Here is an 11,954-nt window from a genome sequence, read left to right on the forward strand (position 1 = left end):
AGCAGCGGGAAGCAACACCGTATCCGTTGTGCCCACAAGCAAAAGCTAAAAAAAATTGCCCTTTTGACCCATGTCGACGCACATTCGACAGAATTGGTTTGCGCCGCAAGGACGTCGGAATCAGTCCGGCGGCAGCCCGCGCCCATCAAACCGGGCAACGGCGTGCGCAACCACCTTGTCCAGCGCCTCGCCGGAGAAAAAGCCCCCCGGGATCAGGCAGTGATCAATCAACACCCGGCGAAAGGCTGCAAAGGTTTCGCGATCGGGCGGGGTAGCTTCGGTCCAGAAATGGTCGAGCCCGTTCTGGCAGGTGAGATCAGGCAAGTCGTAGATCGCTGTGCCCAGCACTACCACCGGAACGCCCATGGCAAGTGCCAAGGTTCCGCTGGTGCTGTTGATTGTGACCATCCCCAGCGCGCGTTCGGAAATCGCCTCGATATCCCCCCACGCCAAGTAATCTACCCGCCCGGCAACCCCGAATCGCTCGGCAAGGTCGCTGGTTTCAAGCTCCCAGTTGCGGACCCCGTTATCGAGTGGGTGCTCCTTCACCACCAGCCGGGTATGGGCTGGCGCGTGTTTGGCAAAGGATTCAAGCACGACTTTCAGCGCCTCCTTGACCCCGGCGAATGGGGAATGAAGGCGGATCTGTGCGTCTGAATCGAGCTGCAATGGAAACAGGAAATAGGCCTCATCCCGATCCAGCAAGCGCGCAATCAAGGCTGCGGCCTGTTCGCGCCGCTCTTTGCTGCGGCTGAGCTTGCGCGCCCAGCCCATGCCTTCGACCAGCGGATGCCACGGACGATGGGTGTGCCAGCCCGGATAACGCCAGCGGGTCAGCACATCGGCAGCGTTGTAAAAAAACCCCTCACTGGCGCGTCTGCGGAACGAAGACGGCACTTTGCGGTGATCGGGCACGGGCGGCAATGCAGCGGCGCGGTCACGGTAAAATTGCGGGTCGCGCGGGAGCGAACTGTGGCCGTTGACGCCGCCGATCTCCATCGTCACCCAGTCAGGCCGGACATAGCCTTCCTCGAATACCCAGGCGGAAACACCGCGTTCCCGGCAGACCTTGAGCGCGGCAATATGGTGATCGCGGCAGTCGCCAAACAGCATGACATCGGTGATCTGGTGGTGTTGCAGCAGATCGGCGAAAGCATCCGGCCATTCGGACAGGGTTCCGCGATAGTCGATCCCGTTCGGCAGCCGCCAGTAAGCCCGATCACCGCCGTTGAAATTGACCTTGAACACCGTGTGCCCGGCCTTGCGCAGACCTTGCCCAAGCTGACGGAAGAACGGGCCCATCAAGCCTTGGAGCAGCATGACACGGCGCGGTGACTTGGCGGGCGCGGCGTCAGGCGCGGAAAGCGGAATGGTTGTTGAGGTCATAAGATGAACTTGGATAATTCCATAATTGCAACCGAAGTTACAATCGACCCTAGTCGCTATGCCTGTAACCTGTCGATCCTTTGGCAAGATTTTCGTGTGCGTTCTCAAGCCTCTCACTGAAACAGCGGCAGTGCTAAAGCCACATTTCAGATTAACGGGGGCTTGCTTCGAAAGCGTGGTAGCTTAACGCACGCCTATGACGCGTTCCCCTGTGCCACCCCGATCGTCCGGAATGGCTGCTGCATTCTTGCTGCTCGTTGTGCATATCGAGGCCATGCTTGCGCACCCTGTGCTTTATGGGCGCAGTCTGTGGTGGTATTTGATCGGCAAGCGGATGCGTGCCGGCCTTCATCTTGCCCCGCTGCTGGGGCAAACGCCGCACGCCTTCGCATTGTGGCTGGCCCGCAACGGAGCGTTGCCGCACATCGAACAGTCCGCAAAGCCACCAAGGATTGTCGCTTTGATCCAGGATGGCGAAGGAAGCGAGGCGACACTTGCCAGCCTCCTCGCCGAGTCAATCGAAGCGCGGGTGGTAAGCGCAGTTTCCGACGTCCAATGGGCGATATCTGATAGCGAAGGCTGGGTCATGCCGGTTGCCAATGGCGATATTATTGCCAGCGGGGCGGGGGATTACTACCGCGCAGCCGCCGCCAAGGCACCGGAGAATTGCCGCGTCATTTATGCCGATGATGATCTGATCGACCGCAAAGGACGGCGTCATAAGCCCCATTTCAAACCCGACTGGAACAGTGAGCTTTTCCGCCACTTCGATTACGTGACTGGTGCTGCACTTGTCAGAGCGGCGCGCGCGCCATCGATCAAGGGCCGTGAACCGTACTGGGCCGCCCGGCTTGTTGCCGAGGCTGTGGAGGACAGCGAGCGTGAAAACGGTGCCATCATTCACCTCCACCACATCCTGCATCACCGCCGATCACGGCCAGCACCACGCCTGCCGCTTGCGCAACGCCAGCCAGCGCGCGCGCAGGAAACCTTGCCGCGCGTGAGCGTGCTGGTGCCCACGCGCAATCGTGTCGATTTGCTCGCAAACTGCCTTGAAGGGCTGTCGCGCACCGAATATCCGCAACCGTTAGAGATACTTGTGATCGACAATGGCAGCGACGACCCGGCAACGCTCCATTATCTTGCGCAGCTTGACCCGGCGGCCGTGCGTGTCCTTCGCGATGATGGTCCGTTCAATTTCGCGGCGATCAACAACCGCGCTGTTCAAGAGGCCAGGGGCGCGGTGCTATGCTTTCTCAACAACGACATCGAGATTGAAGAGACGGGCTGGCTGGTTGCAATGGCACGCCAAGCCGTTCGGCCAGATGTCGGGGCGGTGGGCGCGCAGCTGCTTTATCCGGATGGCCGCATTCAGCACGCCGGGGTGGTGATCGGAATTGGCGGCGCAGCGGCGCATGCGCACCGATTGCTTAAACCCGACGAGGAGGGTTACTTCCATCGCCATGCCTTGCCCCAATTCGTATCGGCGGTAACAGCGGCCTGCATGGTGGTGGAGCGCACGAAATTTGATGCTGTTGGCGGGTTTGATGCCGAACGCTTTGCGGTTTCGTTCAACGATGTCGATCTGTGCCTGCGGCTGGGTGCGCGTGGATGGTGCAGCCTCTACGAACCGCGCGCGCGGTTGGTGCACCACGAATCCGTGTCACGCAGGCTGGACCGCGATCAAACAGGTGCAGCGCGTCAGGCGCGCGAGGTGGCATTCCTGAATGATCTGTGGAACATGCGCCTCGTCACGAAGGGGGCAACGTATGACCCCTTCCACCACCCGCACCTTAGCCGGTTGAGCGAACACTTTGTCCCCGCGCTCTGATCCTGCGCCCCCGCGTCTGGTTCTGGACGACGTGACAATGTGCGCCGTCAGTTCAACAAATGTGACAGCAACCATTCGCGCACTTGAGGCAAGTCTCGCCCAGATCGAGGTCGCCGAAGCGTTGCTGTTCACCGATGCTGATCCGGCTGAATTTGGCGCGACCATTTCGGAGAAAATCCGTGTCGTCCGAGTGGAACGGATCAATTCCGCCGTGGCCTATTCCCATTTCATCCTTGCGAAGTTGGTCGACCATTGCACCACCAGCCACTGTCTGATTGTGCAATGGGATGGGCACGTTCTGGATGCATCGCGCTGGCGCCCGGAGTTCCTCGATTATGATTACATCGGGGCAAGCTGGCCGCAATTCGATGATGGTCATGTTGTTGGCAATGGCGGCTTTTCGCTGCGCAGCCGGCGCTTGATGGAAGCCTGCCGCCATCCGCAATTCGCTGCGCATCACCCAGAGGATGTCGCCATTTGCCGCACCAATCGCATATTTCTGGAAAGTCTTGGGCTGCGCTTTGCGCCAGCCGCGCTTGCGGATATCTTTGCCGTCGAGCGCTCGGGAGACCCTGCCGCCGCCTTCGGCTATCACGGCGTATTCCTGATGCCCCGCGTTCTTGGCACCGAGCAATTCTGGAACATTTACCAGACGCTTGATGACACAGCGACCTTGCGGCACGATTTCAAAGATCTGTTGCTGCTGGTCTTGGCAGGGGAAAATGGTGTGTCACGCGCCTGTAAAATGATCGCTCGGCGCCTTGCGGATGCGCGGCGCTGGGGGCGAAGCCGCTAGGGCGCGATAATACGTGTCATTGGGGTGGCAGGCCCCATTACGCGTGACCGCGTTCGGCCTTATTACGCGTGACCGCGTTCGGCCTTAAAGAATTTGGAAATTTTGCAAAACGGGTGCTATGGGGCAGATCATAGCCGCGACGGACAAATTGCATGCTATGGATGAAATCCTCATCAAAAGACGCTGAGTTCAAAACACACATCATGCAACACGATCCTGAATTGCAACGCCATGTCGCGGCGATTGGTGGGCGTCACAAATTCGCTTCGGTGATCCGGCGCCGTCGCTGGTTCATTTTTTCGGTGGTCCTTCCGACGCTGCTGGCCACCCTCTATTACGGGGTAATCGCCTCTGATATTTACGTTTCTGAATCACGTTTCGTCATCAAGGCCCCTGATCGTAAACAATCAAGCGGTTCGGCGCTGCAGGGGCTGTTGCAATCCACTGGCTTGGGCAATGGCGCTGAGCAAGCCAGTGAAATAATTGGATATTTACGTTCGCGCAACGCGCTGTCAGACCTGTCAAAGCAGGTGGATGTTCGCGGTGCATTTGCCTCGCCCGAAGCCGATTTTCTTAGCCGGTTCCCGCTGGTCTATCAGAGCGATACGTTCGAAGGCCTGTATAAATACTACACTGCGATGATTGAGGCCAACCCGGATGCAGAAACGGGGCTCACTGTGCTGAGTGTGAGTGCCTTCACCCCCGAAGAAGCGCGGGAACTCAATGCCGGATTGCTGAATTTGGGTGAGGATTTGGTCAATAAGCTTAACAAGCGGATCAATTCGCAGGCGATTGAGGAAGCGCAGGCGCGCGTCGACGAAGCGCAGGACAGATTGCGCGGCGCGCGCGTTCAGTTGGGCGCTTACCGCAATTCTGCAGAAATCCTCGACCCCCAGCAGCAAGGCATCGGCGTGCTGGAAGTTTCGAACGCATTAATCATACAAGAATCTGCGCTGCGCGCGCAACTGTCAGAAATTCAACGTAACGCACCCAACCATCCATCGATACCCGCGCTGCAGGATCGCATCGCAGGTATTTCGCAGCAGGTGGCCGAGCAGACCGGGCGTGCGGTTGGCACGCCGGACGGGATTGCCGCCAAGATCTCACAATACGAAAATCTGCTGGTTGAGCAGGAATTTGCCGAACAGATGTTGACTGCAGCCAACGCCGCCCTTGAACAAGCGCGGGCTGAGGCGGTGCAGCAACAATATTATCTCGAACGCGTGGTCGAACCCAATCGACCTGATGAAGCCATCAAGCCTGCACGATTGCGCGCCATTCTGGCCGTTTTGTTCGGGACGCTTTGCCTCTATTTCGTTGGCTGGATGCTGGCTGTCGGGGTGCGCGAGCACGCATCAGAAGATTGACTGACGGGCGATGGCGCGTTTTAGCGAAGGGTGGCGCATCCAGATCAAGGTGATTCGGGCTTTGACGAGCCGTGAGTTGATGACTCGCTTTGGCCGAGAAAATATCGGCTTTCTATGGATCATGGTAGAGCCACTGCTGTTTGCAAGCTTGGTTGGATTAGTGTGGTCATTTCTTAAAGCCCCCACTAATCACGGTATGAGTGTATTCGCGTTCGTGGCGACTGGTTACATCCCACTGACTTTCTTGCGCCATTCTTTCGGCCAGTCTGCAAAAATATTTGTAGCCAATTCTTCATTACTTTATCACCGGCAAGTCAAAATTCTCGATTTTATTATCGTGCGCGTGCTGATCGAGTCGGTTGGTGCGATGATGGCGTATATATTTGCTGGTATTGTGCTGGCATTTTTTGGCCTCTTCCCTTTCCCCGCTGATATTGGAGTTCTCGTTCTGGGTTGGGCGATCTACGTATTCTTCATATTTTCGCTTTGCACAATTCTCGCGCCTATTTCGGAAATGTCGGAAGCGGTCGAAAAACTCGTCCCTATTAGTGTCTACATCGCGCTTCCGTTCTCAGGCGTGTTCAACATGGCAGCTTGGTTGCCGCCTAACGTCAGAGACGCTCTCATGTGGTCTCCGCTGGTCAGTGGGATGGAGCTCATGCGCTTTGGTGTCTTCGGAGCAGCTGTCACGCCTTATTACGATATCCCTAAGGCTTTGGGCCTTTCGCTTGTCTGCCTTTTAATCGGACTGATCCTGTCTCGTAGGGTCCGCAGAACGATGACGATTACATGATTGAATGCTGCAACCTCCACATGGACTACCGTAGCGGGCATGTGACGAAAAATGTCCTTAAGGGCGTCGATTTTGTAATCAATCCGTGTGATCGCATTGGCCTTCTTGGCCGCAATGGGGCGGGCAAATCAACCTTGATCCGCCTGATTGGCGGCGTTGAAATGCCGACTGCGGGAAAGGTAACCCGCCGCATGACCTGTTCATGGCCGCTGGGCTTTACGGGCGGCTTTCAGGGCAGTTTGACCGGATATGATAATGCCCGCTTTATTGCCCGGATTTATGACAAGCCTTATGCAGAAATTCGCGAATATGTGGAGGAGTTTACCGAGCTCGGCAGCAATCTGAAAATGCCGGTAAAGATTTACTCTTCTGGCATGCGTGCGCGCCTCGCATTCGCTCTTTCGTTAGCCATCGAATTTGATTGCTACCTAATCGATGAAGTGATCATGGTCGGCGACAGGAATTTTCAGAACAAATCAAAGGCCGAGTTTTTCGAAAAGCGCACTGACCGCGCACTATTGCTTGCCTCTCACAGTCTCGAAATGATAAATCAATATTGCAATCGCGCAATATTGTTGAATGATGGGAAAGCAACTGTTTATGAAAACGTGGCAGAAGCTGTTGAAATTTATAAAACACTTTAAGGTTTTAGTGATTGCTTTCAGGTAAAGGATATTATGAACGATCCTATTTTCCCAGGTGTTCCGCGGTTCGAATCGCCGATCTTTGCCAGCGATAGCCTTTCCGACTTGACTGAGGCGGAGCAGTCCATTGCCAGAGATCTCAATACCCATGGCTTTGCTGTTATCGACTTTCCGGATCCCGAAATTGATGCTCGGATCGAACGAATAAAGGTGCGCCTTGGGCCGCACTTCAATATCGCGTTTGATGACCCGCAGGCCGACAAGACCAGGGGCGAGCGCCGCATTCAGGATGCCTGGCAGTTCGACGATGACGTGCGCGCGATTGCCGCCAATTCGGATGTGCTAGATCTGCTTGGCAAGCTTTATGGCCGCCCAGCTTTTCCGTTTCAGACGCTTAATTTTCCTGTTGGCACCCAGCAGAAAGTTCATTCCGACTCAGTCCATTTCTCGTCCTTGCCTGAACGCTTCATGTGCGGTGTGTGGCTAGCGATGGAGGATGTAAAGCTCGATGCAGGGCCATTGTTTTACGTGCGTGGCTCACACCGCTGGCCGATCATATCGAATGCGATGATCGGAAGGCGAGGTTTCGGCAGCGAGGAGGCGTCTGCTCAATTGCCATTTGCTCGAGCCTGGCAAGCACTGTGCGATGTTCATGGCGCTTCGGAAGAAGTTTTCACCGCTCGCAAGGGGCAAGCGCTGATTTGGGGCGCGAATCTGCTGCATGGCGGCAGTCACCAAACAAACCCAACGCTCACTCGCTGGTCGCAGGTTACGCATTACTATTTTGAGGACTGCGTCTATTATACTCCTGCTTTTTCCGACGAGGTGACCGGGCAGTTGCAAACGCGCGAGGTCGTGGCCATCCATGATGGCCAACGGCGGCCGAACCAGTATCTTGGCGAGGCATTTGGTGCTTTGCCGCAAGATACGCGGTGGCATAAGTGGGTTGGCCGCTTGGGGCGGAAACAGTGATCCTAGCTGGCACTTGCGTGATCTGCGCCGGTGGTCGATCATCGACGGGAAAGCGATCGCGAAGATGAGCGCAGGGCAAAGTGATCTCGAAATTCAGGCCGTTTTACGTGCGGAAATCAGAGAGCTGCAATTCAGGCACAAGGTGGAAATCGCCCTTCTGCACGCGACCTATGAGATGGTGCTCAACGGCCCTGCTGAGGGACTGCCATCGGTGCAGCAGCAGATTGGGCTTCTGATGCAAGCGCCGCAATTCGACCCGCAGTGGTATGCCCATACGTATCGCGATGTTGCCGCAAGCGGCATTGATGCCGCCGAACATTATGTTCGCGCCGGGGCGTTCGAGCGGCGCAATCCGGGGCCTGATTTCGACACCATGAACTACTATCTCGCCAATCCCGATGTTATCGATGCTGGCTGGCCGGCGTTGGTCCATTACCTGCATTGCGGAAAAGCCGAAGGCAGGCCTCTGGCCTGATGGAGATTCCGCGTGAGGCCGCAATCACAATCGCCACGCTTCGATGCGGATTCGGCTAAATTTTTTGACTGGCTTCAATCCGTTCCGGCCGTTCCGCATGCACGACAGGCACCGGTTCACGCGCTGGAGCTGGATCGGATGCTTTGGCGTGGCTTCCACGATCTCGCGCTACCCCGGCTTCGGGCGCTGCTGGAGCGCGGCCCGCCAGCAGAAAAGGCTGCTGCTGGCTGGGTGCTGGCGCGCTGGGAGGTTGATCAGCACAACCTGCAGCGCGCCTATCAGGCCATTCTTGCCTTCCATGCTCACCCCGAAGGCGGATGGGCCGTGCCGCATCCTGGCCCTTACCTGCTCGCTGTGCAGCTTGGCGTTGTGTGCGATGACGCCCGGCGTGCCGTTGAGATTCTGCAAACCGGGATCGAACGGTTCGGTGAATCGCCAGATTTCACCCTCACCCACCTCTCGCTGGCAAAGGCGCATGGTGCATCAGATCGCGATCTTTCAACAATCCTGAACCGGATTTATGCAGGTTCAGGGTTGGCGGCGATATTATTGTCGGGCGGCGATAACGGGCTGTTTGACAGGCTGCAGGGCGAACCAATAGCAGATGCGGAAGAGCGGCTCGCAAGCCAACCGCTGGTCAGCATCATCGTGCCGATATTCAACGGAGCCAAAGTGCTGCCCACAGCATTGCGTGGCTTGAGATCACAAAGCTGGCCGAACCTCGAAATCCTGATTGTTGATGATGGATCGACCGATCAGACACTTGAGCTTGCCCGAGCGGCCGCCGCGCAAGACCCGCGCATCAAGGTCATTGCTCTGGGTGCGAACCAGGGCGCTTATGCCGCCCGCAATGAAGGCTTTGCGCAAGCGCGCGGGGCGTTCGTGACAGTGCACGACGCCGATGACTGGTCGCACCCGCATAAAGTTGAGCGTCAGGCGCTCGCGCTAATCGACGATCCTGCTCGGCAAGCCTCGGTTTCCCACTGGGCCCGGGTGGATGATGAATTGGCAATGACCCGCTGGCGGATCGAAGAGGGCTGGGTTTACCGCAATGTCTCTTCGCTTATGATCCGGGCAAGCCTGCGCGACGAGATCGGTTATTGGGATCGCACCCGTGTTAATGCCGATACCGAATATTATTATCGCCTGCTCAATGCCTATGGCGGCGGAGCCATCGCTGAAGTGTGTCCCGGAGTGCCGTTGGCCTTTGGTCGAACCCAACCGGGATCGCTCACCAATCGCAGCCTGACGCACATGCGCACGCAGTATTCGGGCATTCGCCATGATTATATGGAGGCCGCCCTCGCGTGGCACGCGCGCGCTACGCAACCAGTAGACCTTTACCTGCCGCAACACCCGACACAGCGCCCCTTTCGCGCGCCTGCCGGTGTCGCCCTTGATGGCAGTGATGCCGAACCTGACGATCACGATGCGCTGGTCGCATCGGACCTGCTGGACGAAGATTGGTACCTGCTGGCCCATCCGGACATTATGCAGTCCGATCTTGGTGCGGCGCGGCACTACCTCGCCGCAGGCGCAGGCGAAAATCGCGATCCAAGCCCATGCTTCAGCACCAGTGGTTATCGGCATGCCCAGGGGCTGAACGCTGATGAAAACCCTCTGTTGCACTTTTTGCGGGTGGGGCAGGCGCAAGGAGCAGCGTGCCTGCCCACCTTCAAGGGTAAACTGCAGCCAACAGCGCCCGACGCCCGGCGCGCTCTGGTATTCGCCCATACTTCGGGAGAAACTCTGTTCGGCGCAGAGCGCAGCTTGCTCGATGTCGTCAAGCGCCTCGTGCGCGATGGTTTGTGCCCGGTCGTGGTGCTTCCGACTATTCGAAACATTGCGTATCTGAACGCACTGCTGGAAATCAGCGTCGCCGTGGAAACCCTGCCGCAAACATGGCGCAATGCGCTTTACCCGCCGTCGCCCCAAACTGTGGAAGCTGCGCGCGCGTTGATCCGCAAGCATCGGCCGGCGGAGGTTCACGTAAACACCGTCGCTCTTGAAGCCCCATTGATTGCTGCGCGGGCAGAGGGTGCGCCCAGCGTCGTCTATGTGCGAGAAATGCCCACAGAGGATCCGGACTTGTGCCGAGCGCTGGGGATGGCCGCCGAAGCTTTGCGCGGGCAATTGCTGGAACAGGCGGACCGCTTTATCATGCCATCGCAGGTTGTGGCCGATTGGCTAGCAAGCCCGGATCGTTGCACCGTTCGGCCCAATGCGATTGACGAAAAACTGTTCGACTTGCCTTTTGCACCTGGGCCAGTTCTCAAAGTGGCGTTGATTAGCAGCAACATCGCGAAGAAAGGGATCAACGATGTGGTCGAGGCCGCGCGCATCGTTGCCGCCACCGGATGGCCTGTGCATTTCCTGTTGATCGGGCCGAAGACTGGCGATCTAGATCTGCTGTATCCGCTTCCACCAAACGTAATCATGCGCAGCTACGTTGCGACCCCGGCAGAGGCGATCGGGCAGGCTGACATTGTGCTTAGCCTGTCACATTTCGCTGAAAGCTTCGGGCGCACCGTGGTCGAAGCCATGGCTGCGGGACGGCCGGTGATCTGTTATGATCGCGGTGCGCCACCATCTTTGATTATTAGCGGAAAGACGGGTTTCGTCGTTCCGGCGGATTCGCCCAAGAGCGTCGCCGATGCCGTGCTGGCGCTGGACGCGGCGCGGTTGCAACTGGAACGGATGAGCCGCGCGGCGCGCGCGTGCGCGCGTGAGATTCAGGATCAGGCTTTGGTCTGAAGTGAGAGTGCTTGGAAGGAGGGGCGATGCCCCCTTCGTGCGTCTCAGCGCCGCTCACCAACCGGGAACGTCTCGCGGTTTTCCGCGCGCCCGTGACGAATATAGTGAATGAACCCGGCAAGCCCTTCGGCGGTCACGTCGGGATACGCTTTGTGATATTTCAGAGAGTCAAAACCCGGTCCGGGATTGCGTAACTCGTAGGCGCCCTCGGTAACGAAATGGTGAGCGGGGTCGGCTCCCGCTGCGGCGACATCGGGGTAGAAGGCGAGGTACCAATCGGCATCGAAGTGGTCGGATGCCTCCACCAGACGAATGTCCTCGGCAATTGCATTGTTCGCGCGTCGATCAGGACGAAGCCGCAATTTCGGCTTTTCGGCTTGCTTCAGTTCGGCCTTCGTTTTCGCCAGTTGCGCAAGGACGCGGTAACGAATTTCATCCTCTTCATGCTGTGCCCGAAGCTGCGTAAGCTCTTTGTCCTTGGAAGAAAGGATATGACCCAGTTCCGCGATATCGGCGAGACGCTCGCGGTATTCAGTCTTTGAGCGCTCGAGCTCTTTCAATTTCGCTGCCAGTTCGGCGCTGTGATGGTCCTGCTCAGTGGATAATTTTTGCTGCAGTTCGATGCGCTCGCGATCGCTTTCCTCATTTTGTGACCGGAGCCGCGCAACTTCTTCGTCCTTGGCGCGAATGATCCGCCCCAGTTCCGCGATATCGGCGAGGCGCGCGCGGTATTTTTCCGATGAATTAGACAACGCGTCATTCTTCGCCACCAGTTCGATACTGTGACGTTCCTGTTCGGCGGATAGCTGCGCCTCCAACTCGCGGTGCGCACGATCCATTCTGGCCAGAGCAGCCTCGCTTTCGGCAAGGCGATGCTCGACAAGGGCAATAATCTTTTCGTGTTCGATGCGGGCCGCATCTGCTTGCTGCGCTGCA

General features: G+C 57.6%; 9 protein-coding genes and 1 pseudogene. 8 read left to right on the forward strand and 2 right to left on the reverse strand.

Going from position 1 to position 11,954, the window contains the following annotated elements; genetic code table 11:
- Positions 1–120: 120 nt before the first annotated feature.
- Positions 121–1,386 carry a capsule polysaccharide biogenesis protein gene (locus ABIE62_RS11305; protein WP_354326084.1) on the reverse strand — a complete coding sequence of 422 codons (1,266 nt, stop codon included), beginning with the start codon at positions 1,384–1,386 and terminating at the stop codon, positions 121–123.
- A 232-nt stretch (positions 1,387–1,618) separates the two neighbouring features.
- Between ABIE62_RS11305 and ABIE62_RS11310 the strand changes: the two genes are divergently transcribed.
- From ABIE62_RS11310 to ABIE62_RS11345, 8 genes are all read left to right on the forward strand, one after another.
- Positions 1,619–3,217, forward strand: a complete 1,599-nt coding sequence (locus ABIE62_RS11310; RefSeq protein WP_354326086.1) for a glycosyltransferase family 2 protein — start codon at positions 1,619–1,621, stop codon at positions 3,215–3,217.
- A 61-nt stretch (positions 3,218–3,278) separates the two neighbouring features.
- Positions 3,279–4,013: a DUF5672 family protein gene (locus tag ABIE62_RS11315; protein WP_354326088.1), complete on the forward strand. Its 735-nt coding sequence runs from the start codon at positions 3,279–3,281 to the stop codon at positions 4,011–4,013.
- A 152-nt stretch (positions 4,014–4,165) separates the two neighbouring features.
- Positions 4,166–5,380 (forward strand): KpsE/RkpR family capsule polysaccharide export protein, encoded by a 1,215-nt coding sequence (locus ABIE62_RS11320; RefSeq protein ID WP_354326090.1) that lies wholly within the window; start codon positions 4,166–4,168, stop codon positions 5,378–5,380.
- Between the two features lie 10 nt (positions 5,381–5,390).
- A complete protein-coding gene (locus ABIE62_RS11325) occupies positions 5,391–6,173 on the forward strand; it encodes an ABC transporter permease (protein WP_354326092.1) in 783 nt (260 codons plus the stop codon).
- Positions 6,170–6,817 (forward strand): ABC transporter ATP-binding protein, encoded by a 648-nt coding sequence (locus ABIE62_RS11330; protein ID WP_354326093.1) that lies wholly within the window; start codon positions 6,170–6,172, stop codon positions 6,815–6,817. Before ABIE62_RS11325 ends, ABIE62_RS11330 begins: the two co-directional genes overlap by 4 nt.
- Positions 6,818–6,850: 33 nt before the next feature.
- Entirely contained in the window at positions 6,851–7,789 is a 939-nt protein-coding gene (locus tag ABIE62_RS11335; protein ID WP_354326095.1) for a phytanoyl-CoA dioxygenase family protein, read from the forward strand.
- Positions 7,790–7,802: 13 nt separating this feature from the next.
- Positions 7,803–8,264 (forward strand): hypothetical protein, encoded by a 462-nt coding sequence (locus ABIE62_RS11340; RefSeq protein ID WP_354326096.1) that lies wholly within the window; start codon positions 7,803–7,805, stop codon positions 8,262–8,264.
- Positions 8,265–8,402: 138 nt separating this feature from the next.
- Positions 8,403–11,018: a glycosyltransferase gene (locus tag ABIE62_RS11345; RefSeq protein WP_354326097.1), complete on the forward strand. Its 2,616-nt coding sequence runs from the start codon at positions 8,403–8,405 to the stop codon at positions 11,016–11,018.
- A gap of 44 nt (positions 11,019–11,062) precedes the next feature.
- Here ABIE62_RS11345 and ABIE62_RS11350 read toward each other — a convergent pair.
- Positions 11,063–11,954 (reverse strand): annotated as a pseudogene (locus tag ABIE62_RS11350) (hypothetical protein); the annotation flags it as partial.

Origin of the sequence: Porphyrobacter sp. MBR-155, assembly GCF_040547625.1 — a bacterium.
In the GTDB taxonomy this organism is placed as follows: domain Bacteria; phylum Pseudomonadota; class Alphaproteobacteria; order Sphingomonadales; family Sphingomonadaceae; genus Erythrobacter.